The sequence below is a fragment of the Acidobacteriota bacterium genome (assembly GCA_028874215.1).
Taxonomy (GTDB): Bacteria; Acidobacteriota; UBA6911; order RPQK01; family JAJDTT01; genus JAJDTT01.
This window is the reverse complement of sequence record JAPPLF010000027.1, coordinates 40670-63737: the sequence shown is the minus strand read 5'-3', so window position 1 is coordinate 63737 and position 23068 is coordinate 40670. Positions and strand designations below refer to the sequence as shown.

Sequence of the window (23068 nt, the reverse complement as noted above, 5' to 3'; positions counted from 1 at the left end):
GGAGGGACAGGGCCTGGAAGCTCCTGGTTACTCCTCACTGAACAAATTTGCGGAATTCCGGGTGAGAGTTGACCAAGGATTTTCATAGGACAGTGGGGCCTGTCGTCATGCGCTTCGGCAGACCCGCGGTCATGATCGGCCTTCTTCTCCTACCGTTCACGTATGCTGAGGCCAGTGCCGATTCCCGGTTCGAAGGAAAGACCGTCCGCCGCGTGGAAATTCACGCGGACGGACGGCTGACCAGAATTTCCGAAGCGGACGTGTTCAGGTTGATCACGATTCGTGAAGAGGAACCCTACACGAGTTCCCGGGCTCAAACGACTCTGCGCCGACTCTACGCCACGGGAGTCTTTCACGATGTTCAGATCGACGTCCGGAAATCGTCCGACGGCGGAGTGTCGGTCACGGTTTTCCTGATTCGAAAATATCTAATGGACCAGATTCGATTCATCGGTCAAGTCGAAGCCGACAGGAGGCAACTCCGCCGGCAACTGGTCTTGAAACCCGGCGAACCATACTCCGATGCGAGTTTCGAGGAAAGCCTTGTCAAGGTGAGCAGTTTCTACCGGAGGAACGGGTACCACCAGGCAGCAGTCGAGCCCGAGTTTGAGATCGATCATGACGGGGCAGGTATCAACCTGGCATTCCGGATCACGGCCGGCCGGGGGGCTCGGATGAAGCAGGTCGAGATTGAAGCCCCCGAAGCTTTGGACCTGGAAAGGTTTCAGGTTCAGCTTGAAAACGCGAGAGGTTCGGTCTTCTCCAGGAGTCGGCTCGACCAGATCATTCGTCGAGTGGAAAAAGACCTGGCCCGGCAAGGTTTCGCGGCAGCAAGGATTCGTGAGCAACTGCAGTACGACCGCACCGACAATACGGTATCGCTTCGGCTGCAGATTCAACCGGGCAACCGCACGGTGATCGAATTCGAGGGTGTTGATCTGGATCAGCAGACGCTCGCCGATCTTCCCGTCTTCAGCCGGAAGGGACTGCTGGAAAACCTCTTGGACGACACCACGGCGGAACTCCGGGAAATCTATCAGCGCCGCGGGTATCTGCTGGCCCACGTAGCGCTGGAGAGACAAGACCGCGCCAATTCCAACGCGATCTTGTTCAGGGTCGAGAGAGGTGCGCGGTGCAGGGTCGGCAGCGTTCTTTTCGAAGGTAACGAGTTCGCGGAAGACGGAGTTCTACTCGGAATCGTCAGCGTCAGGAAGGGCGGAATGTTTCGCAGCGGGCGGTTTACCGAGCGGATGGCCCAGGATGACCTCCGTGTCATCGAAGCCTATTACCGGCAGAGAGGGTTCAGGGATGTGGAAGTCACCTACGAACTGGTGGCAGCGAATCCACCCGGCCGCAACCTGAAGCTGACCTACGAGATCCGGGAGGGCACAAGGTATTTCATTCGGGACGTTCAGTTTGTCGGAAACGAGGAGTTGAGCCGGAGAGTTCTGGAGAATCAGCTCCAAGGCCGTCCGGGCACTCCGTTCGCCCTTGCGAATCTGACCCGGGATCGAGCCAACCTGCTGGCTATGTACGAAGATCTGGGCTACCGGCAGGTGGACTGCCGCTTTCAGATCTCGTTTCCTGAGGTTGCCGCCGCCCACGTCACCTTTGTCATCGAGGAAGGCCCCCGGCATTTCACTGATGTGGTCGTGCTCTCCGGGAACCTGAGCACGAAAGAAAGGTTAGTTCACGAGGCAATCTCCATAAAGCCCGGAGATCCGGCGTCACTCACTCGAATTCTGGCGACCGAGAGCGATCTGTACGACTTGGCCGTTTTCAGCCGCGTGGAGATTCGGGAGATTCCATCCTTCATCGACCCGCTTCGCCGCAACGTGGTGGTCGCGGTGGAGGAGGCAAGGAAATATACACTCTCCTACGGCGGCGGCTATTCCTCGTCTGAGGGGCCGCGCGGCACGCTCGGCATCAGCAACGGCAACTTCCTGGGAAGAGCCGAAACTCTGGCTCTTGGTCTGCGCGCCGGTTCCAAACGACAACGCGCCAATTTGTCGTACACCGCGTCCCGTTTCTTCGGACGGAAGCTCCCCACGGTCACATCCCTGACGGCCAACAATGAAGCGGCCCTAACCACGGACACCGAAGGAGACATCCGGGCTCCCCGAGGGAAACCCTTCGACGAATCTCGTGTCATCTTGTCGACCCAGACCGAACGACCGTTGAGCCGGCGCGAGTCCATGTTCTTTCGCTACAACTTCGAAGCCGTACGGATCAGGCTTCCCGAAGATCTGGACGTTCCCCTGCAGTTCTTCCGCGAGCAGGACCGGCTGCGGCTTTCCAGCTTTGCGCTGTCCTATCTGAACGAGTCGAGAGACGACCCCACCAACGCCACTGAAGGCTTCCTTTTGACTGGCGACACAAAACTCTCTCTCAAGGCAATCGGTTCGGGCGCAAACTTTTTCCGTGCTCTGGCTCAGGGCCAGTACTACCGAAAGCTCCATCCCGATCTGATTCTGGCTTCCTCCCTCAGACTGGGTTGGATCGGTGCGTTTGGACTCGCTGCTCCAGATGAAATGTCCAACCCCGCCCCCTTGAGCGAGCGATTCTTCTCCGGAGGATCAACCACCCTGCGGGGTTTGCCCCGGGAGCTTGCCGGGCCGCTCTTGCGCGATCCCGAGACGGGCGAGATCGTGCTCGTGAACCATCGGGGAGAGTCTGACCCGGCCGGGCGACCCGTTCCGTTGGGCGGCAACGCTCTCTTGATCGCAAATCTGGAACTCCGGTTTCCACTGGCGGCCTTCTTCGAGGCCGCGTTGTTTTACGACGGGGGCAATGTTTTCCGTACCTTTCGTGATCTTCCATCCAACTTTACGCACGCCGTCGGATTGGGGATTCAGGCCAACACGCCCTTGGGGCCGATTCGCTTCGATGTGGGCTACAATCCCAGTCCACCGGACGTGACGGCGTTCAAGCACTGGAACTTTCACTTCATACTGGGACCGTCGTTTTAGCCATGCGCCACCGGAGTCGACATGGAATTCTGACCGTGACCTGGCTGGCTGTCTTCTGCTCCATCGCGGACCTGAGTCCCGCTCGTTCGGAGATCATGGACAGAGTGGCCGCTTTGGTGGGAGACGAAGTCATTACCCTCTCCGACGTACGTTGGCTGATTCAGTTCCGGGGACAGATTCTGCCGTCGGATCCCGCCCGGAGAAAGCTGGTTTATTCTGCGGCGTTGAACCAGTTGATCGAGGAAACCATGATTGCCAGGGAGGCACGGAACACTCCGGGCGCTGAAATCCTGCCGGCAGAGGTGGAAACTCGTATCGAGGCCTACAGGCGGCACTTCCGGTCGGAAGAGAAGTTCCAGAAAAAACTCCGGTCCATGGGGATGAGCCCGGGAAGTCTGCGCGCTGTGGTCCGGCGACAGTTGACCGTTCAGAAGTTCGTTCAGGTTCGCATTCAGGCGTTCGTAATCGTTCTGCCCCGGGAAATCGAAGCCTATTACCGCGAGACGTTCCTTCCAACCGTCAAAGGAGGTTCGGCACCACCCCTGGAATTGCTGCAGAACCGGATTCAGGAAATCGTGGGGCGCCGAAAAGCCAACCAGGAACTGGAGCGCTGGGTGGCTCAAGCCCGGAAGCGAATCGTGGTCGAGGTTCTGCTGTTCAGGGAACCCCCTCAGTCTCCCAACCATCCGGAGAGTCCCTGAAGCCCGGGCCACCACACCGGGTCGGCCCCGTAGCGGTAGCCCCTGTTCGCACAGGTTTTCATCACTGCGGCACTCCGTTGGTCCGCCTATCCCACAACCAACTTCAAGGTGGCGGAATCCGGCCGTAGGGTCACCAGTACCCTCAGGCGATGGAGACGAGGACTTCCTCGATGACGTCGAACGCCCAGTGAACCTCCCGGTCTTCGATGACATATGGAGGAAGGAAGTAGAGAACATTTCCCAGGGGGCGCAGGAGAAGACCATTATCCAGAAACGTCTGGATCAATCGGGGCGATCGCGAATCGAGATAGCCTGCCTCTCCCTCGGCCTCCAGTTCCATCACCGCCAGCCCTCCGATCCCGCGAACCTCCGCCACTCCAGGCAGCCGGGCGATGCGGGCCAGGCGCTCCGAGAAGAGCTCTGCCAATCGAGCCACTCGCTCCAGCCGCTCTTCCTCGTCGAAAAGGGCCAGGCTTTCCAGGGCGACGGCGCATCCCAGGGGATTGGCGGTGTAGGAATGCCCGTGCAGAAACCCCCGCCCCCGGTCCTCGCTCAGAAACGCCTGGTAAAGGGGCTCGGCCACCAGGGTGGCGGCCAGGGGGAGATAACCTCCGGTGAGGGCCTTGGAGAGGCACATGAGGTCGGGCGTCACCGGTCCATGCTCGCAGGCGAACATCTTCCCGGTCCGGCCGAAACCGGTGAAGACCTCGTCGGCGATGAGCAGAGTTCCGTGACGGCGGGTCAGCTCCCGGACCAGGTTCAGGAACTCCACCGGCCAGATGATCATTCCCCCGGCGCCCTGAACCATGGGCTCCACGATCACCGCCGACACCCGGTGACCCGTCTCCCGCAGGAGGTCCTCGAGCCGGCCGGTGCACTCGATGTGACACGTGGCGCGGGTCCGGCCCACGGGACAGGTCCGGCAGGTGGGAGCGTGAGTCTGGAGCTGCTTCACCAGGAGGTCCGCGAACTGGGCGTGGAAAGCGTCCACTCCCCCCACCCCCATGGCACCCAGGGTGTCGCCATGGTAGGCATGTTTCAGAGAGATGAAGAGATCGCGGGTCTCGCCGCGGTTCTTCCAATACTGGTAGGACATCTTCAGCGCCACCTCCACCGAGGTGGATCCGTTGTCCGAGAAGAAGACGCGTGACAACCCCGCCGGTGAGCGCCGGACCAGCTCGGAAGCCAACCGTGCCGCCGGTTCGTGGGTGCATCCGGCGAACAGCACGTGCCCCAGCCGCGAAGCCTGTTCCTCCAACGCACGGTTGAGACGTGGATGGTTGTGTCCGTGGATGTTGACCCACCAGGAGGAGATGCCGTCCAGCAACCGGCGGCCGTCCTGGGTATGGAGGTAGATCCCTTCGGCGCGCTCGATGGGGATGGGAGGAGGCGCCGTCTGCATCTGGGTGAACGGATGCCAGACGTATTTCCGATCCTGGGACACCCAGCCGCCGAAATCTTTCATTGCCGACTACTCTAACTAACCCGCCTTCCGGCGTCCGGCCGGGGCCCCAGGAGACAGCGCTCCAGCACCCGGTCCCGGTCGAATCCGGAGGCCGTTCGCGCGACGGTCTCGCAGGAGAGGGGATTGAGGGGTTGCAACTCCGCCACCACACGGGTCCGGCCGAACCGCTCGATGGCCCGCCGATTCTCCAGGTTGGCGGGCCCGTTCAGGACCACTCCCGCCAGGCTCAGGTCCCTGGAACGGAGCGCTTCGAGGGTCAGCAAAGTGTGGTTGATGGTCCCGAGTTGACTGGACGCGACCACGAGGCAGGGCAGAGCCAAGTCCTTCAGGAGATCGGCCAGGAGATATCCGCGATCGGTCAGGGGCACCAGGAGACCCCCGATCCCCTCCACGACCAAAAGACCGTCGCCCACAGACTCCCGATGACGCCGGTAGGCGGAGAGGATGCGCTCCGGTTCGATCTCGACTCCCGCCAAACGGGCCGCCAGGTGAGGAGAAAGGGGCGGACCAAACCGGTAGCACTCCTTCAGAATCCGCACCTCCGGACCCGCCAGGGAAGCCACCTCCTGGCTGTCGCTTCCCTCCTCCGCTCCCGTGGCGACCGGTTTCCAGTAGGTAACGTGCGTCCGTCCCGCCCAGTGGGCCAGGAGAACGGCGGAGACGACCGTCTTGCCGATTTCGGTCCCCGTTCCAGTGACCAAGACCTGCATCACACGGTCTCCAGCGCCTCGGCAAGAGCCTGGCAAAGCCGGTCCAACTGCTCGACAGAATGGTTGGCGTGAACCGAGATCCGGAGCCGAGCGGTGCCGGCCGGCACCGTGGGGGGACGGAGCGCCCTTACGTCCAGTCCCTGCTCCCGAAGCCGTCGGGCGACGGCGAGGGCGCGGCGATTGTCGCCCAGGATGACCGGCACGATGGGGCCGGCGCTGTCCAACGTGTCCAGACCCTGCCCTCTCAGTCGCCGGCGGAGGCGGTCTGAGAGTTCCAGGACCCGTTCCCGCCGTCCCGGGTCGCCCCCGGCGATTTCCAACGCCGCCTCCAACGCGTAGAGGAGAAGGGGCGGCGTGGATGTGGTGAAGATGAAGCTGCGGCAGGCGTTGACCAGGTACTCGATGACGGTTCGGGGGCCGGCCACGAACGCGCCGGCCACGCCCAGACCCTTGCCGCACCCCGAGACGATGGCGGCGGCGCGCTTCTCGATCCCGAAATGCTCCGTCAGGCCCGACCCTCGACCGGTGCCGAAGAGCCCGGTGGCATGGGAGTCATCCACGATCAGGTCCGCTCCCCATTCCTCCGCCAGGTCCGCATATTGGTCCAAGGGCGCGATGTCCCCGTCCATGCTGAAGAGGGACTCGGTGACCAGGAAGGTTCGGCCGCGGGGATGGGGAGTCGCGAGAGCGGCTCGCACCGCCTCCAGATCCCGGTGGGGATGGATGACCTTCCGCGCCCCGCTCAAACGAATTCCGTCGATGATGCTGGCGTGGTTGAGACGGTCCGACACCACCCGGTCCCGGGGGCCCATGAGGGCGGAAAGGAGACCCATGTTGGCCTGGTAGCCGCTGGGAAACACCAGGGCGGCTTCGGTCCCCTTGAACCGGGCCAGCTTCTCTTCCAGCAGCCGGTGGTGCGGCGTGTTTCCCCGCAGCAGCCGGGAGGAGGGTGCCGAGACGGGACGAGACTCGGGCTCGTCACGCAAACGCTCGATCAGGAACGTCCTCAGCCGCGGATCGCGGGACAGGTCCAGGTAGTCGTTGGAACAGAAATCCACGGCCTCGGGGGACGCGTCCTCGAGGGACCGGTAGAGCCCGGACGAGCGGACCCGCTCAAGACGATTCCCCAATTCCCGAACGAGAGTTCTCACGGAGTCCCTGCCAGCATGAGCTGCAAGCTATTGGAAATGCCGCAACCGGTCAAGAATTCCGCTGGGACACGGAGATTCGATCATTTGAGTTCCGATTCCGGCGTTTCCTATAATGGACGGAAACGGTGGCGGCGTACCCAAGTGGCTAAGGGAGAGGTCTGCAAAACCTCCATTCACCGGTTCGAATCCGGTCGCCGCCTCCAAATCCTTTGAAGAACCGTCCGGAGGCGAGAAATGGGCCCAGCCCGCCGGTTCCTCCTGCTTGCAGCGGCAGTCATTCTGGTTTTTCTGCTCTTCCGAATCGACCATCAGAATCAGGAACCCGTCCCGGCATCGGATTCTCGATCCGGCGGCCAAGCCCGGATTTCACAAGATGGACGCGGACAGCTTCCGTGGCTGCCAAACGGCGGCGGAAACGGCAGGGCTCGCGGGGTTCCGCCAATCCGGACCTCGAAGAGATCGGGCGAATGGACCGATGCACCCACCCGCCTCGAGATATTGGTCGTCGACGAAGAAACGCAGTCTCCCTTGCCGGAAGCCTCGGTTCAGGTCAGACAAGTGTGGTCGCGATCCAAGGAATTGTCGGGACAGACCGGATCCGATGGAAGGGCCTATTTCGAGCTGGACCGCGGCCAATACTGGGTTTGGGCCAACCACCCCGCGTATGTTCCCGACCATGTCGGCTTCGCCGCTGAGGGGTCGGAGTCTCGATGCACCGTTGTACTGACTCCCAGGAATCCGCCAGGGTTACTCGTGACCGGATCGGTCCGTGACACTGCAGGCCGGGGAGTTCCAGGCGCACGTGTTTCTTTGGAAATTCCACGCAGGAGGCGTAATGTCCGTTCCTCGGACCCGACAGAATCCCCGACTGCGCCGGTCCAGATCCGGAACCGCTACCTGAGAAGAATGGGGATACCGGGCTATTCCGAGACCGATCAGGCCGGCTCCTTCTCTCTGGAGATACCGGAGGGCACCTATCGACTCTCCGTTCACTCGATTTCCCACGAACCGTTTGAGGACGACGTGCAGGTTCCCACTTCGTCGCCTCTCGAAATCGTCGTGACGGAATTGGACGAGCTGGTCCGGCTTTCGGGCCGGGTTTCGGACGGGGATGGACATTCTCTCTCCGGCGCAACCGTTGACCTGGCAGTCAAGGCCAATTCCGGACGAATGGGATTTGCCGACTCCACAACTGGCGGCGGCGGCTTTTTCGAATTCATTTTGCCTCCAGGCGACGTCACACTGGAGGTCAAGATCAAGGGACACAAGACCTACTGGCAGACCCACGAGGTGACTCAGGACACCGAGATCTTTCCCGTCCTGGAGGAATTCAAGAAGTATCGGCGCTTCACGGTGCGCGTCTATGACAGCAAGGGACAATCCGTGGCGAATCCCTTCGTGATCGGGACCGCCCTGGAGAGCGGCAAGGGCGTCGTCTCCCCGGTCACCCGGAAGATCGACAGATCTGAGCCGACACAGACCTACCAGGCCAGCGAATATCCCTTTCGCATCTACGCCACGGCCCTTCATGTGGGACTCGGTATCACCGAGGCCAAGGTGATCCGCTCCTATCAGTCCAACATCGATCTTCGGGTCAAGGGCGGAGGACGGATCGAGGGCAATGTCGCCGACACGGATGGCAACCCCGTGCGGGATTTCACCATCGTATTGAGGAAGGATGGGTTCGATCTGGGGATCTTCCGGAGCTTTTCCCAGGAGGGCCGATTCATCCTTGAAGGAATCCCAACGGGCCTCTACTCCTTGAGCTTTTATTCGCGCCCCGAGATGACCCAGACGGAACTGGTGACGTTTCGACCGAAATTGGTCATGATTCAGAATGATCGGACCAGTTTCCTGGACGTCGTGCTCCGGCCGCAGGGATGGGTCAGGACCGCCGGTCAGAGGGGCGGAGAATCGGACTCCCGCCGCGAACTCCGCCCGGAATATTGATGCGAAGCGTCGTATTCCGTATCTTCCATTCCGATTCAGACCAGTGACGTTCCGTATTCCAGGAGGTGACCCGTGTCCAGTTCTCGAATCGACGGCGGCCAGACGCGCCGCGGTTTCCTTCACCGATCCGCCCAGGCCCTGGGGACCGCCGCCGCGGCCCACCTCGCCGGAGCCGAGGCGAGAAGCGCCGGTATCTCAAGTCAAACCAGGAAAGACGACACACCCATGAAGATCGATGCGCATGGCCACATCAGCCAGGTTGAGATTCAGGACCTGGAGGGCGAGTACAGGAAGAACTGGAAGTACGGGATGGGCGCCCGGGACAACCTCTACCTGATGGATTCCGTCGGCATCGACATGCAGGTGCTCCAGTGCGCCTTCTACCTGCACCGGTACCACCGCCGGATGATGAAGGAGCATCCGGGCCGGTTCGTCGCCATCAGCAAGATCGACGAACGGTTGCTGCCCGGTGACCGCGGGCTGAAGCTGATCCAGAATCACATCGAGGAATGGGGGTTCAAGGGGTGGTACTACGACTGCTGGCCGCCGGAGCAGAGGGTGGAAATGGGGATGGACCCCAAGGAGTGGGGTACTCCCGACCCCTTCCACCACTTCGACCACTCCCGTTACGACCCTCAATGGGAACTGGTCCAGTCACTGGGGGTTCCCGCGTGCGTCACTTCCTATTCGTACAACTTCAAGACCCTGGGACCGGGCCTCTTGAACGTGCTCAAGAAGTTTCCGGATCTGAAGGTGGTCATCATTCATGGTTACTGGCCGCCAAGCTGCGTGCAGGACGACGGTTCCGTCCGAATTCCTGACGCGGTCGTCGAGTTGGTCAAGAATTACAACGTGGTCATGGAGATCCTCCCCGGACTCCAGCACCGGTCCGACATGTACGGCCCCGGAGATGCGGTCCTCAAGGCGTATTACGACACCTTCGGCCCGTCCAAGCTCATGTGGGGCTCCGAGTACACCCACGTGGACCTTCCCACCGTCGAGCAGTACCTGCACCAGTTCGATTACATCAAGGAGCGGTGCCCGTACATGAGCGAAAGCGACATCGCCCAGATTCGCGGCGGGACCGCCATGGAGATTTACGGGATTCAAGGCTGACGGCGGATTGCGGTTTTTTCTGCCTTCACACGATCCGATAATCCAAAATTCGCTAAAGGCATGCTGACATCACCGATCCGCATACACCATCACTCGATGGGACTTGATTGTAAGACTATAGTTGGTAATACTCTTACAATGAAAATTACATCCAAGGGTCAGGTGACGATCCCCCAGCGATTCAGGCTGAAGTTCGGACTGCTCCCCAATACGGAGGCGGCCTTCGAAGAGTCCGACGGTGGAGTGTTGATTCGTCCCGTGTTGAGCAAACGAGCTCTCATCGAGCAGCGCCTCCGTGACGCACGCGGCGTCGCGGACAGAGGACTCAGTACCGATGATGTGATGCGGCTCACGCGCGGGGACGACTGAGTGTTTCTGGTCGACACCAACGTATTGCTCGACATCCTCTCGGACGACCCGGTCTGGCGTCCCTGGTCGGAGCACGCAATACGTGATTCTCTGGTTTCCGGAGTCGTTGGAATCAACCCGATCATCTACGCCGAGACATCCGTCTCTTTCACCGATCCCAGAGAATTGGATCATTACCTGAACTCCCTTATGCTGGTGCGTTTTCAGCTACCGTACGAAGCTGGATTCCTCGCGGCGAGAGCCTTTATCCAGTATCGCCGAGCCGGAGGTGTGCGGGCATCGCCGCTGCCGGATTTCTACATCGGCGCGCACGCCGAGACACAAGGACTGACACTTCTCACCAGAGACACAAGGCGATACCAGACCTACTTCCCTGCAGTGAAACTGGTGACACCGCGAAGCGCGTAGGCTACTTCGGTACCGAGGTTTTGTGGAGATCAGTCACGTTGAGAACGAGTCCCACCGTCTCCGGATGGAAATCGTAGAGTCTCCCCGGTTGCAGATGCCGGGAGCGAATCCCCTACCGGAACAGCACTACGACTTCTTCCAGGATCGGCGATACGACTCCCGTCGCTGCCGGATGGAGAGTCGCCCGGTATTGAATCACTGCATGTGAGGGGTCCGTATCCGGGATGGCGCCGGGATGCTCGAAGAAAGTCGCCGGACCGCCGGGTCCCCGCCACGCGGCGCCGTCCAATTCTTCTTCCGACTCGGCCGTCCTTATCTGGAAAAGCACCCGGCTGCCATGGGGCGTCTGAGCCTTCCAGGTCAGGTTGGCCGGACGGCCCTCCGAGAACGAGTGCGCCGACGAGACGTAGTCGAACTCGAAACGCCGGTCGTAGATGTTGCCCAGGTCCACTCCCGAGTCGTTGTGGGGTCCGCGGACCGGGATCTCCAGCCTGCGGTCCGCCCGGAAGCCGTCGCCTCCTCCCCAGTAGAGGAAGGAGTTGGTGACGTGATCGCCGAAGGAGCCGATCCGGTTGGGATCCCCCTCGGAACGATGGCAGACGAAGAGGATGTCGGCGTATCCGTCCTGGTTGAAGTCCGCCACCATGCTTCCGGCCCCCGAGTTGGTGGGCAGCTCGAACATCCGCTTCGGGTCGAACCCGTCGGGTCCGCCCAGATGGACCCGTGAGAGTGTCGCCCGGCTCGATCCGGTGTTGTAGTTGGGGCACACCAGGTCCAGCCATCCGTCCTGGTTCACGTCCGCCACCGTGATCAGGTTGGTCCCCTCGATCTCGAATTCGGTGCGCCGGCCGGCCGAGTATTCTCCTTTCCCCGCACCCCAATAGACGAAGCCTGTGGTCGACCGGGAGCCTGCTTCGATGGAGCGGCTCAGCACCAGGTCCAGCACTCCGTCCCGATTCAGGTCGGCGACCTCCACGCCCCGGAGGCTGGCCGATCCGGGCACGATACTGCGGCGCGACGAGGAGTAGCCCCGGCTTCCGTCACCCCAATAGATGGGGACGCCCTCCGCGTTGGCCGAGAACAGGAGGTCCAGGTGTCCGTCCCGGTTCAGGTCGGCAATGGCGGGGATGCCGGTGGGTCCGTTGTCCAATTCCAGCCGCTCCGTGACCACGAACCCTTCGCCGCCGCCCCAGTAGATGAACGCTCCCGTTTCCGCCAACTCCTCACTGGGGACGTTGGACAGGACCACGTCCAGCCATCCGTCCCGGTCCAGATCGGCGATGCTCACGCCGGCGCTGCCGCGTCCCATCAGGGCGGATCGCTTGCCGGCGTGGAACCCCTGCCTGTCACCCCAGTAGATGTGGCTTTCCTGGCGCCACCGGACCGTCTCTCCGAAATTGGAGACCACCAGATCGGTCCATCCGTCGTCGTTAAGGTCCGCCGATCCCCATTCATAGGGATCGACGGCGGGCAGCGAGATCCGCCGCTCGGCGCTGTACCGGCCATGCGCGTCTCCCCAATAGAGGAAAATGGGACTGTCCCCACCCCGGCTGCGCGCCACCGTGTTGTTGAAGAGGACGTCGAGGTGGCCGTCGCCGTCGAAGTCGGTCACCAGGTTGCCCACCGCTCCCGTTGTGAAGAGGGAGGTGCGGCGGGTGGGAGCGAACCCTTCTTCCGAGTTCCACTGGATATAGGAGGGAACCTCGAACGAAAAGTGTTCCTTGTAGTTGGAGATGACCAGGTCCACGTGCCCGTCCCGATTCAGATCGGCGGCCGAGGCGCCCCACGCTCCCACCGTCTCGAATTCCTGACGCCGATCCGCGGAGAACCCCTCCTCAGAGCCCCAGTACAGATAGGAGTGGGTGAGGGGGTTTCCGTGGGACTGGTGATTGGTGAAGAAGATGTCCTGGTGGCCGTCGCCGTTGAAATCGGCGACGGCGGCGTCCCGGGCGTCGCTGGTGGGAAGCTCCAGGCGCCGGTCGGCCGAGAAGCCCTCCTCGCCGTTGAGATAGACGAACGAAGCCGGTCCCTTCCCGTTGGCGAACACCAGATCGGTGCGGCCGTCGCCGTTCACGTCGGCCGGTTCCACGGCAAAGGCCTGATGGGTCGGAAGATCCACCTTGCGTTGGGGACTGAAACCCTTCTCCCCTCCCCACAGGACATAGGAGTCGATGTCCTGGTTCCCCTTGTCTTCCTGGTTGGCCAGAATGAGATCGGGCCATCCATCCTGGTTCAGATCGGCGACGGCGGCGTCCGAGGCCCCGAGCGCCGGGACGTCCACATAGCGCTCCCGGTCCGGTCCCTGCGCCGACCCCCAGAAGACCCGGGACGGTGAATCGTAACCGCCGTCCCGAAAGCCGACGCGGTATTCCCAGAACCCGGCGGACAGAGCCAGAATCACGTCAGGGTGCCCGTCCCGGTTAAGATCGGCGACGGCGGCTCCCTGGGCCGCCCGAGACGGAAGGGAGATCTTCCTGGAAAAGGGGTGGAAACCCCACGCCGAATCGTCGCGGCGGGTCTTCAATTCTTCGATCCCGCCGAAGTAGACGAACGAATCCATGCCGTCCCAAGTTCCGTTGGTATAGTTGGGGAAGACGACATCCATCCGCCCGTCACCGTTCAGATCGCCGGAGGCAGCCCACTGGGCGCCGTCGTTGGGAATGAAGGAGCGCCGGGACACGTCGAAGTCCCTGCCGTTTCCCCAATAGATGGCCGCGTCCATCTTCTCCTTGTGGGGATGCGTGTTGGAGAAGACCAGGTCGATGAACCCGTCCTGGTTCAGATCCCACCGATTCACCAACTGGATGCGCCCCCTCCGTGAAACGTAGGTGTTGGCGCCGCCGTCTCCGAAGCGGCCGTCGGCGAAATCCTCGAAGCTGGATTCCTGCCAGATCTTGGGCCCGGTCTGGCCCCGGGCCGCAACGGCGCAAGACAGAAAAAGCAAGGTCAGCCCCAGATTCCAGCGCATATCAGACCTCCAGGAATTCAGTGGCCAGCCCGTTCCAGGTATTTCCGGGCGAACTCCAGCAACTTCCGGGACCGCAGGCCAATCCTCCGGGCCTCTTCCTCCGCCTCGGCCAGGCTCCAGCCATGGTTGACCACCCGGTGAAGAATCCAGAACGCTCCGACCCGGTTGGCGCTGGCGCAATGGATGAAGAGAGGCCGATTCGACTCGTCCGAGACGATCCGCAGAAACTCGTCTCCCAACTTCGGAGTCAATTGGCTCGAGTCCACCGGCAGATGAAAATAATTGAGTCCCAGCGCCTGGACGGCAGCTCCCTCTTTCGCCACACCGGGATCCTCGGCGGTGGTCCGCAGGTTCAAGACCGATTGGACCCCTTTCTGCTTCAGCCGGATCAGGTCCTGGTGGGTCGGTTGCCCGGCGGTGCAGAAATCCTGGTTGACCCAGAGAAAGTTTCGAGCCGAAATCGGCGGCTCTGAATCCTGAGCCAAAACCGTTCCAGGCAAAATGACCACCCAGGCCAGAGCGGCCGGAAAGATGAACCTCATGGCTCGAGTATACCGGAGCTTTCCGGTGAAGGCGGACCCTGAAAAATTCCGGCGTCATCGGAAGACCGGGCCTGATAAAATGTTCCGCCTGTATTCTGTGACCGGACTCGAAGTCCTTTCTGTTGCCGCCATGCGATTTCGCCGCCTGTCGTGCGCCGTCGGTTTCCTGGGGTTCACTCTGGTTCCCGTCGATGCCCAGCAGGAGCCGGTCCCCTCTTTCCGGGCCCAATCCGAGGTCGTCCTCGTCGACCTGGTGGTCACCGACAAGCGGGGACAGTTCGTTCATGACCTGAAACCCGAGGAAATCCAGGTCTTCGAGGATGGCAAGCTCCAGCGGCTGACCTTCTTCGACCTGCGCAAGAGAGCCGGATCCGAGGAACAACTGGTTTCGGAAGTCGGAACGGGCTCCGTTCCAGCACCGGCCCTCGCCGCCAGGGCCCTCCCCACGACCCCGCAGGACAGGGGCTATTTCGTCTTCCTGTTCGACCTGCAGTCCATGTCCTTTCATGGGCTGGAACGGGTCAAGGAATCCATTCGACGGTTCGCCCGCTCCGAACTGGCTCCCACCGACCAGGTGATGGTGGCCAGCATTCGGCCGCAGTTTAAAGTCGAAATGCCCTTCACCAGCGACATTTCCCGATTGGACGCCACCCTCGACCAACTGGTCGCGAGGGATTTTGAAGAGACCAGCATCGCCAAGTTCATAGAGCAGATGGACTATGCATTCGCCCGCATGGAGGCGGGAGCCCTGGACACTTTCGATCCCGGCCAGACCGGGACCGGAGAGCAGAGACTCGATCCGAATCTGGATGGGGCCATCTCCGAAGCAGCGGACTACGGCCGCGATCTCCTGGTGAAGGTCGAGCTGCAAGTGGACTTCACCTGCGCCGCCATCAGCGCCCTCTCCCGGCATCTTGGCTCTCTGCCGGGACGAAAGCAGTTGATCTACTTTTCCAAGGGTTATCCTCTCGACGCCAAACGGACCATCAGCCACCTGATTTCCCAACGAGCCATCACCTACTCGCCGGGACAGATCACCCTGATCCATCTGGCAGCCAACAACTACATGGCGGGAGCCTCCCAGGCCTCCCACCTGCTCAACCGGCTTGGGTCGGCCGTACGCCAGGCCAATCGAGCCCAGGTTTCGGTGTACAGCATCGATCCTCGAGGTCTGATGGTCCCGGCGATCGGCAACCCTGAACACAGAGGTTCGGGCAATTATCTCTACCCGACCTATTCCACCGAGGACATTACGTCCCCGCACCAGTTTCTGGCCTCCCTCTCCATGGAGACCGGCGGGCTCTGGTTCGCCGACGACAACGACCTGGAACGCCCGATCCGCAACGCCTACCGGGACGGCAGCCGCTACTACCTCATGGGATATGTCCCGTCCTCGATTCGGAAGAAGGGCAAGTTCCACAAGATCAAGGTGAAGGTCAAAAGAAAAGGCGTCCGGTTGCGGTACCGGGAAGGTTACGTCGAAGAGGACCCGAGGGAAGCCGAAACCGTCGATCTGGCCAACGCGTTCAAGTTCCCCGATCTGTTCCAGGACTTTCCCGTCGACACGCAGGTCCTGAACCGGAACGGTCAGGTGCAGGTCCAGGCCCGAATCCCGACCGGAGCCTTCATCTTCAGATCCCAGGGCGGACAGAACCAGTGCGTCATCGAGATGTTCGGGGCACTCTTCGACGACTCCGGGAAATGGGTCGGGGAAAACTTCTACTTCGTTGAGAAGTTCGATCTGGACTTCAATCAGCAGGATCTGGCCAAGTTCCTACGCTACAAGCACTTCGTCCCCATGGCGGCAGGGATTACGCCGGACGGGCCCCGCGACCTGGTGGTCGTGGTTCGCCAGCGTCTCACCGGAAGAATGGCGACGTCGACCCATCGGATCGTTCCGAACTGAGGGGAAGCACGCAGGATCGGTAGAGTCCACTCGAGTTGAAGACGATGGACAAGCCCAACCTCGTCTACATCACCGCCGATCAACTCAAGGCCTCGGCGGCCCCCATTCTGGGGAACTCGCTGATCTCCTGCCCCTTCATGGGAGGCCTGGCCGCGGAAGGAATCACTTTTCCCGAGACCTATGCCGCCAGCACCATCTGCACTCCCAGCCGCGCCTCCGTCTTCACCGGCGTCCACCCTCTGGTCCACCAGGTCACCTGCTGGCAGAACAAGGCCCCTCTGAACCTGCCTCAGATGTCCGAGCTCTTCGCCTCAGCCGGTTACTACACGGCGGTGGCGGGTCATTTCGAGCAAGGGCGCAACCTGAGCCGCGGCTGGTACGAGCAGGTGGACCTGCGTGAGCCGGGGCCCCTGGCCCGCGCTCTGGAGACCAAGTACTCGCATGGCCGAAAGGACGTGGGCTGGTCGTGCGGAGCCATCGAATGCGCTCCCGAGGAGGGACATTCGGCGCTGCTGGCGGACCGGGCGATCCGCATGATCGACACGGCGCGGCGATCCCGGATGCCCTTCTTTCTCCACTTCTCCTTCAACGACCCCCATCCCTCCTATTTCGTGCCTCCTCCCTACGATTCCCTGGTGGACCCGGACCAGGTCGTTCTCCCGGTGATGGACCACGACGGGGCGAGGCCCGCCTGGCAGCGCCAGGCCCTCAGGGAAGTCAGGACCGATGAGGCATCGGAACGCGATCTCAAGAAGGTGGTGGCCGTCTACAACGGCATGATCCGCTACGTGGACGACCAGATGAATCGGGTCTTCCAGGCCCTGGCCGAACGGGACCTGCTGGAGAACACCTGGGTGGTCTTCGCCTCCGACCACGGCGATTTCATGGGGGAGAAGGGACTCTTCGAGAAGTGCGAGGTTCCGTACGAGTGCCTGACCCACGTCCCGTTGGTGATTCGTCCCCCCACGAACCTGACGGCCCGCCGGGAAATCCGGATCCCCGGCCTCGTGGATCTGGTGGATCTTTTCCCCACTTTCCTCTCCCTGGCCGGCATTCCGGTTCCCGAGTACGCGCAGGGCCGGGACCTGATGGACTGGGTGGGCCGGGGAGCGGAACGGCCGTTGCGAGATGCCGTCCATGCCCAGGTGGGCGACTACCATGGACATCTCCAGTCCACCTTCCCCACCGGAACCTTCAATTCGGGGCGGCGAAACGCCCTGGTTCGAGCCGGCCGGAGCCGGGAGTTCTCCTACATCCGGGATCCCCAATACGGCGATGAAGCCTACGACCTCACCCGTGATCCAGGCGAGCTGGACAACCTCCTGCAGCGGGGGGCGGTCCCCGAAGGCGTCACCCGGCTCAGGGACGAACTCGACCGCTGGGAGGAGGCCTGCCTCGACTTGCGGAGACAGTTGAACGTCATTCCCGGAGACCGGGGGTTCGAACCGGGGTGGGAGTAGCGGATCGGTGCGGGGGTTGGCCGCCCCCGACTCCGGAGTGTGGGGGACAGGGATGTCCCCTCTCCTATTTGGCGGCGCCGGCCTCTTGCAGGTAGCGGACGACTTCAGTGTGGCGATTTGAGGCGGCCGCCGAAAGGGCGGTGAGACCCTTCTGGTCCTTGAGGTCCAGTCGAGCTCCCGCGTTCACCAGCGCCCGGACCACCGGAAGGTGGCCATCCGTCGCTGCGCCGATGAGCGCGGTCTTTCCTTCGTTCTCGCGGGCATCAATGGCGGCGCCGGCCGCCAGCAGCGCTTTTGTGGTCTCCAGGCGGCCGTTCCACGCGGCCCACATCAGGGCGGTGGCGCCGGTGTAATCGCGCGACTCCAACTGGGCGCCGGCGGCAACCAACATGCCGATGATTTGGGTGCGACCCTCCCAGGCCGCCCCCATGAGCCCGCCGCGGTCGTTCTTGTCCTTGAGGTTCACGTCGGCTCCGGCTTCCAGAAGAACCCCCACGGTGTCTCCATATCCCTTCCAGCAGGCCCAGATGAGTGGCGTCATCCCAGCCAGCTCATCCTGCGGATCGATCTCGGACCCTCGCTCCAAAAGGATCTTGACCACTTCGCTCTGCCCCTCCCAGGCGGCGGCCGTCAGAGCCGTGGTCCCCTGCTCGTCCCTCCCGTTGACGTCCACGCCGAGATCCAGCAGGTATTTCACGGTGTTCACGTCTCCCCGTTCGGCAGCCTGGATGAGATGGACGGGTTTCTCCTGCTGCCGGAGGGCGCCAAGCACGGTTCCTGTTATCAGGAGCGCCGCACCCAGCGCCCACACCAATGCTTTTCCGCTCCTTGATCTCATGGTTGTGCAATCCTGGCCATGGAGTCGGCCTTGAGCCATCCCACGTTACCGTCGGCCAGCAGGACCTCGACCCACGATCCCGAGACTTCCTGCATTCGTACTTTGGTTCCCTCGTGGAGCGTGAAGACCTGGATGCCCTCTTCTCCCGGAGCGCTCACGGCTCTGACCTCCTTGGCCAGGATGATGGCCTCGGTGGATTCTCTCTCCTGGCGGACCTGACCCACAAGGCAGGAGGCGGACACGATCAGCATCATGGATCCGATCCAGACGATCTTGCCGGCAACCTTGCGGCCGCGACTCCACAGAAGCCTGAGGATCCAGGCCGCCGCCGCGACGGCGTAGGAACTCCACAACAGGATCCATAGAGCGTCGCGTGGAAAGTAGAACACGAGGCGTTCCAGAAGCACCAGTGGCCGGAAACGGGGCAGCTCCGGAATCCGGTCGACCACCTTGAGCCGGGCCAGCGACAGGTTGACCTCCAGGTCCTCGTCTCCGGGGATCAGCCGAGACGCTCGTTCGTAGTGAAGAATGGCCGGCCCCGTCTCGCCCAACTTGTAGTAGCAATTCCCCATGTTGAAATAGAGCGGACCCGACTCGTAACCCATGGCGGCGATGGCGGCATAGCTCTCCAACGCCTTCCGGTAGTCGCCGGCCTCGTAGTGACGATTCCCCTGCAGAAAGAGCCCCTCTCTGGAGTCTCCACGAAGCGGAGCGGCAACCAGAATCAGGAAGAGCAGAGCGGCTGCCCCCGGTTTCATTGAGCAGGCCTCCCTTCCGGCCGTGACGTCAATTCCTGCTCCATCCGGGTCACGGCCTCCCGGGCGCCGGCCATCAGGTCGCGCATTTCCTCCCGGCCGGAGGAAGAGGGCGCGAACTGCTTCAGGTCGCAAATTTGGAGACAATCGAAATAGCGAGAGAGAGATTCTTCCGAGACTCCCCTGGCCCGCAAGGATTCCTTGACCTCCTGACTGACCATTCCGGCCTGGGCGACGTTGAGCTTGTCGGCAAGATAGCCCATGAGCGCCTGTCCCACGGCCGGATAGAACTCCTGCTCGGCCCCCCCGTCCAGATAGGACTGGGCCTGAGCAAGTCGTTTCCTGGAGACTCGCCGAGCCCGCCTGGCCCGCGCGTAAGCCACGTCTCCCTTGAGCCTCATCTGGTGCCGCCGGTAACCGACGGCGCCCAGAAGACACAGAAGCGGCAAGGAAAAGGGAATCCAGAACCCGGTGACCGTCAGAATCGAATCCCCGATCTTGTGAAACGGCCCGGACCCGATCTTGATGAACCGGATATCCTGCGCCAGCAGCTTCACCTCCTGGCGGGAGAGCCCCGCTTTCGCCGCTTCCGCCAGTTGATCGCCCGGCGTTACGTTGACGGACAACTCGGGAGCGCGGCTGATGCGATAGGCATCCGAGGCCGGATCGAAGTAGGCCATCTGCACCGGTCCCAACCGCACCGGACCGGGGCGGCGTGGAATGAGCACGTACTCGAAGGTCTTCTCTCCGGAGATCCCGCCCGGGTCCCGGCGGATCTGCTGCTCCATCTTCGGCGGGTAGACTTCGAAGCTGGAAGGAAACTCAATCCGGGGTTCGCTCAGGCCGGCCAGATTGCCGTTGCCGGAGATCCGAACCTTGAAGCTCAAGGCCTCGTTGGCCTTGACCTCCGACTTGTCCAATTGACCGGAAATGGAGAAATCTCCGACGGCGCCCTGGAATTCCTGGGGCCTGCCCTCCTGGGGCAAGGGAAGGACCTGCACCCGAAGCGGATTGGAGGCGACCTGGCGGGTCACCTCGCGGCCAAAGATGTCACTGGAGAAAAAGCCCCGGAACGGATCCCGGGAACCGAAGGGATCCCACGAGCCGCCTCGGGTCTGCACCCGGCATTCCAGAACCAGGGGACCGATCTCCTTCTGCCCCGCACCGGTGGGGAACAGCACCATCTTCTTGATCTGAGCCACCGTGTAGCGCCGTCCGCCGATCACCTCCCCCTCGGTTTGGGGCTGCCGGGGCTGCGAATAGTCCTCCACCCAGAACCCGGCCGTCTCCGGCTGCTTGGAGATTCCGTATGAGGAAATCCTGACACCCGTATAGATCTTGTAGGTCACCACCAACGCCTGATTCCGGTAGACACGTTCCCGGTCGGCGGCTGCCCGCACGAAAAGATCCGCTGGCGATGCCGTATCGGCGGACCGGCCTCTGCCGGGAGGAGTGGGAACCGGCCTTCCCCCACTGCCGACTTGAATCCGAAGGGGAGCGGACTTGTGGATGTTGCCGTCCAAACGGACTTGGACCGCGCCGATCTCGAACTCGCCTTCCCGGGTCGCCCGAAAATGGAAACTGAAGGTCCGGGACGTGGACATGCGTCCATTCACCAGCCGATACTGCTGCGAGCTCCTCCGTCCCAGAAACGCAGCGAACTCCTCCATGGGGGGCAAGCGGGGTTCTCCGGCGCTGGAGGCTCCTTTGCCCGAAACCTCCACCGTCAGCGTAAACTGCTGTCCCCTGGCGACGGAGGTCCGGTCCAGAAACGCGCGGACGGCCGGGTCCTGGCCGCCCACCGGTCCGGTAAGCAGGACCGCCGCCAGAACTGTTCCCCGGAACTTTCTCACCAGTCCTTCTCGACCTTCGCGGTTCCGGGTCGCATTTCGAGCTTCTTCCTGACTCCCGCCTGGGCCTGAGCCAGGGCCTCCAGCAGGCGCTCGGCCGCCTCGCGAGACATGGGTTGAGCGCCGTGGGAAGAGGCTTGGGCCTGATCCTCCCGGGAAGACTCCTCTTGCCGGCCGCCGGAGGCGCGAGACTCTTGGTCCCTGTTTTCCTGCCGGTCTCCCGGGCGCTGTTCAGGATTTCCGGAATCCTGCCGGTCATTCCGGGCCTGGGACTGTTGCTCCTCGTCCTGCCGGTCCTGGTTCTCCTGCTCTTCCGGCTGGTCCTGCCGTCCCTGCTGCGATTGATCCTCGTTGCCGGACCCGCTCTCGTCCTGGTTCTTGTCCTTGTCCTGTTCTCCCTCGCCCTGCTGGTCCTGGTTCTGCTGTTGCTGTTCCTGCAACTGCTTGAGCACGAATTCCAGATTGTGCTTGGCGTCCCGGTCGCCGGGCGCCGCCTTCAGCGCCTCCCGGTAGGCGTTCAGGCTCTCCTGGAGCTTTCCCTGGCGATAGAGCGAGTTGCCCAGATTGTACTGGGCCCGCGACTTGATCCCGGGGTCCTCCGTCTGCAGCGCTCTGGAGAAAGAATCGGCGGCATCCTCCATCTCTTCCTTCTTGAATTGCGCATCGCCCAGATTAAAACGGATGGCCGGGGAATCCGGGTTCTCTTCCAGAGCCTCCCGGTACAGTTCCAGAGCCTTGTCGTAGGCTCCCTCCGAGTAGTTCCGGTTCCCCTCCAGAACTTTCTCCCTGCCGGCCTGGCTCCAGAGAGGCTGGGAGCCGGACAACAGTCCCGCCAGCAACAGTCCCGCGAACAGGCGCCGAAATCCCATCACCGAAAACGTCCCTTCCAGACTCTGTCGACGCGACGCCGCTCGGCCAACAGGAGGTCGGCCAGCAGCAGTATCAGACCCAACAGTACAGGGATCTGAAACCGCTCCTCATATTGGGCCACCTGGATGGAGGCGAGCTGCTTCTTTTCCATGGCCGCCACCTCCCCGTAGATCCCCTCCAATTCCGACTCGCCGGGGGAGGCCCTCCGATAGGCGCCACCCGTCTCCTCCGCAACTTCGCGAAGCGTGCTCTCGTCCAGCCGTGTCATCACGACTTCGCCGGACCTGTCTTTCTTGAAACCTTGGGTCCGGCCTTCCGAATCGAAGACCGGTATGGGAGTGCCCTGCATCGACCCGATTCCGACGGCGTGGATGACCACTCCCTGGCCGGCCGCTTCCCGCGCCACCTCCAGGGGCCGTCCCAGGTGGTCTTCTCCGTCGGTGATCAGAACCATTACCTTGTGCTTCTTCTCCTCGGCCGAGAAGAGCTCCAACCCCTTGCGCAGGGCTTCACCCAACGCCGTTCCCGGCACCGGAATCGACTCCGGTCCCATGGAGGCCAGCAGGGTTCTGGCCGCCCCGTAGTCGAGGGTCAGGGGACATTGGACAAAAGCCTCCCCGGCGAACCCCACGATCCCGATGCGGTCCCCCTCCAGCAGGCCGATGAGCGTTCCGATGGCGTGCTTGGCCTTTTCCAGGCGGCTCGGCTGGATGTCCCGGGCCAGCATGGAGGCGGACAGATCCAGGACCACCACCAGGTCCTGCCCCTCTCTTTCCACCGTCTCCAGACGGGTCCCGAACTGGGGCCGCGCCAGACCGCCCAACAGCAGGCCGACGGCCGCCACCACCATGAGCCCTTTGGACCACTGGCGCCGGCTGCTGGAGTTCCCGGTGAGCCGGGACGCCATGTGGGGCCCCACCAGAACCTGGACCGCGCGCCGCTTCCGCCGGATCACCCAGAACAGAAAGGCGAACAGCAGCGGCAACAGGACCAGCAGATACAGCAACTGTGGCTCACCGAATCGAAACAAGATCCCTTCC

The 23068-nt window shown here is 62.3% G+C and carries 18 protein-coding genes and 1 tRNA gene; 9 read left to right on the top strand and 10 right to left on the bottom strand.

Translation table 11 applies throughout. The annotated features are described in order from the left end of the window. Positions 1–212 precede the first annotated feature (212 nt). Together OXT71_05355 and OXT71_05350 are read left to right on the top strand one after the other, a co-directional pair. A complete protein-coding gene (locus OXT71_05355) occupies positions 213–2969 on the top strand; it encodes a BamA/TamA family outer membrane protein (GenBank protein ID MDE2925809.1) in 2757 nt (918 codons plus the stop codon). Between the two features lie 2 nt (positions 2970–2971). Next, positions 2972–3670: a SurA N-terminal domain-containing protein gene (locus OXT71_05350; protein ID MDE2925808.1), complete on the top strand. Its 699-nt coding sequence runs from the start codon at positions 2972–2974 to the stop codon at positions 3668–3670. A gap of 142 nt (positions 3671–3812) precedes the next feature. Here OXT71_05350 and bioA read toward each other — a convergent pair whose 3' ends face one another. From bioA to OXT71_05335, 3 genes are read right to left on the bottom strand one after another with little or no spacing between them, the layout of a single operon-like run. Next, positions 3813–5135 carry an adenosylmethionine--8-amino-7-oxononanoate transaminase gene (gene bioA / locus OXT71_05345; GenBank protein ID MDE2925807.1) on the bottom strand — a complete coding sequence of 441 codons (1323 nt, stop codon included), beginning with the start codon at positions 5133–5135 and terminating at the stop codon, positions 3813–3815. Between the two features lie 11 nt (positions 5136–5146). Then, positions 5147–5845, bottom strand: coding sequence for a dethiobiotin synthase (gene bioD / locus OXT71_05340; GenBank protein ID MDE2925806.1), 699 nt, complete (start codon positions 5843–5845; stop codon positions 5147–5149). After that, entirely contained in the window at positions 5845–6996 is a 1152-nt protein-coding gene (locus OXT71_05335) for an 8-amino-7-oxononanoate synthase (GenBank protein ID MDE2925805.1), read from the bottom strand. Before OXT71_05335 ends, bioD begins: the two co-directional genes overlap by 1 nt. Positions 6997–7123: 127 nt before the next feature. On the opposite strand from OXT71_05335, the gene OXT71_05330 reads away from it, so the two are divergent. The 5 genes from OXT71_05330 (at position 7124) to OXT71_05310 (ending at position 10839) form a co-directional block, all read left to right on the top strand. Beyond that, positions 7124–7199, top strand: a tRNA-Cys gene (locus OXT71_05330). Positions 7200–7902: 703 nt separating this feature from the next. Further along, positions 7903–8946: a carboxypeptidase-like regulatory domain-containing protein gene (locus OXT71_05325; GenBank protein MDE2925804.1), complete on the top strand. Its 1044-nt coding sequence runs from the start codon at positions 7903–7905 to the stop codon at positions 8944–8946. Between the two features lie 72 nt (positions 8947–9018). Further along, complete coding sequence (locus OXT71_05320; GenBank protein MDE2925803.1) at positions 9019–10062, top strand: amidohydrolase family protein; 1044 nt, start codon at positions 9019–9021, stop codon at positions 10060–10062. Positions 10063–10200: 138 nt separating this feature from the next. Beyond that, positions 10201–10431, top strand: coding sequence for an AbrB/MazE/SpoVT family DNA-binding domain-containing protein (locus OXT71_05315; GenBank protein MDE2925802.1), 231 nt, complete (start codon positions 10201–10203; stop codon positions 10429–10431). Then, positions 10432–10839 carry a type II toxin-antitoxin system VapC family toxin gene (locus tag OXT71_05310; GenBank protein ID MDE2925801.1) on the top strand — a complete coding sequence of 136 codons (408 nt, stop codon included), beginning with the start codon at positions 10432–10434 and terminating at the stop codon, positions 10837–10839. 112 nt (positions 10840–10951) lie between these two features. On the opposite strand, the gene OXT71_05305 is transcribed toward OXT71_05310, so the two are convergent. Continuing rightward, complete coding sequence (locus tag OXT71_05305) at positions 10952–13807, bottom strand: VCBS repeat-containing protein (GenBank protein MDE2925800.1); 2856 nt, start codon at positions 13805–13807, stop codon at positions 10952–10954. A 17-nt stretch (positions 13808–13824) separates the two neighbouring features. Beyond that, complete coding sequence (locus OXT71_05300; GenBank protein MDE2925799.1) at positions 13825–14349, bottom strand: protein tyrosine phosphatase family protein; 525 nt, start codon at positions 14347–14349, stop codon at positions 13825–13827. 130 nt (positions 14350–14479) lie between these two features. Here OXT71_05300 and OXT71_05295 point away from each other — a divergent pair, with 130 nt between their 5' ends. Next, positions 14480–16255: a VWA domain-containing protein gene (locus OXT71_05295; protein MDE2925798.1), complete on the top strand. Its 1776-nt coding sequence runs from the start codon at positions 14480–14482 to the stop codon at positions 16253–16255. Between the two features lie 44 nt (positions 16256–16299). Continuing rightward, positions 16300–17715 (top strand): sulfatase-like hydrolase/transferase, encoded by a 1416-nt coding sequence (locus OXT71_05290; protein MDE2925797.1) that lies wholly within the window; start codon positions 16300–16302, stop codon positions 17713–17715. Positions 17716–17779: 64 nt separating this feature from the next. Here the strand turns inward: OXT71_05290 and OXT71_05285 are convergent, their stop codons facing one another. Genes OXT71_05285 through OXT71_05265 form a run of 5 tightly spaced genes read right to left on the bottom strand, consistent with a single transcriptional unit; the run spans position 17780 to position 23058 of the window. Then, a complete protein-coding gene (locus OXT71_05285) occupies positions 17780–18553 on the bottom strand; it encodes an ankyrin repeat domain-containing protein (GenBank protein ID MDE2925796.1) in 774 nt (257 codons plus the stop codon). Next, positions 18550–19311: a tetratricopeptide repeat protein gene (locus OXT71_05280; protein ID MDE2925795.1), complete on the bottom strand. Its 762-nt coding sequence runs from the start codon at positions 19309–19311 to the stop codon at positions 18550–18552. The genes OXT71_05285 and OXT71_05280 overlap by 4 nt, the downstream gene beginning before the upstream one ends. Next, the gene (locus tag OXT71_05275; protein ID MDE2925794.1) at positions 19308–21161 is read right to left on the bottom strand and encodes a BatD family protein; all 1854 of its coding nucleotides are present in this window, start codon (positions 21159–21161) and stop codon (positions 19308–19310) included. The genes OXT71_05280 and OXT71_05275 overlap by 4 nt, the downstream gene beginning before the upstream one ends. After that, positions 21158–22027: a tetratricopeptide repeat protein gene (locus OXT71_05270; protein MDE2925793.1), complete on the bottom strand. Its 870-nt coding sequence runs from the start codon at positions 22025–22027 to the stop codon at positions 21158–21160. The genes OXT71_05275 and OXT71_05270 overlap by 4 nt, the downstream gene beginning before the upstream one ends. Then, positions 22027–23058, bottom strand: coding sequence for a VWA domain-containing protein (locus tag OXT71_05265; GenBank protein MDE2925792.1), 1032 nt, complete (start codon positions 23056–23058; stop codon positions 22027–22029). Before OXT71_05265 ends, OXT71_05270 begins: the two co-directional genes overlap by 1 nt. Positions 23059–23068: the final 10 nt, after the last annotated feature.

Excerpts from the sequence above, each read along its gene's own strand:
- OXT71_05350 (MDE2925808.1), top strand. The coding sequence starts at position 2,972 with ATGCGCCACCGGAGTCGACATGGAATTCTGACCGTGACCTGGCTGGCT.
- bioA (MDE2925807.1), bottom strand. The coding sequence starts at position 5,135 with ATGAAAGATTTCGGCGGCTGGGTGTCCCAGGATCGGAAATACGTCTGG.
- bioD (MDE2925806.1), bottom strand. The coding sequence starts at position 5,845 with ATGCAGGTCTTGGTCACTGGAACGGGGACCGAAATCGGCAAGACGGTC.
- OXT71_05325 (MDE2925804.1), top strand. The coding sequence starts at position 7,903 with ATGGGGATACCGGGCTATTCCGAGACCGATCAGGCCGGCTCCTTCTCT.
- OXT71_05315 (MDE2925802.1), top strand. The coding sequence starts at position 10,201 with ATGAAAATTACATCCAAGGGTCAGGTGACGATCCCCCAGCGATTCAGG.
- OXT71_05305 (MDE2925800.1), bottom strand. The coding sequence starts at position 13,807 with ATGCGCTGGAATCTGGGGCTGACCTTGCTTTTTCTGTCTTGCGCCGTT.
- OXT71_05300 (MDE2925799.1), bottom strand. The coding sequence starts at position 14,349 with ATGAGGTTCATCTTTCCGGCCGCTCTGGCCTGGGTGGTCATTTTGCCT.
- OXT71_05295 (MDE2925798.1), top strand. The coding sequence starts at position 14,480 with ATGCGATTTCGCCGCCTGTCGTGCGCCGTCGGTTTCCTGGGGTTCACT.
- OXT71_05290 (MDE2925797.1), top strand. The coding sequence starts at position 16,300 with ATGGACAAGCCCAACCTCGTCTACATCACCGCCGATCAACTCAAGGCC.
- OXT71_05285 (MDE2925796.1), bottom strand. The coding sequence starts at position 18,553 with ATGAGATCAAGGAGCGGAAAAGCATTGGTGTGGGCGCTGGGTGCGGCG.
- OXT71_05280 (MDE2925795.1), bottom strand. The coding sequence starts at position 19,311 with ATGAAACCGGGGGCAGCCGCTCTGCTCTTCCTGATTCTGGTTGCCGCT.
- OXT71_05270 (MDE2925793.1), bottom strand. The coding sequence starts at position 22,027 with ATGGGATTTCGGCGCCTGTTCGCGGGACTGTTGCTGGCGGGACTGTTG.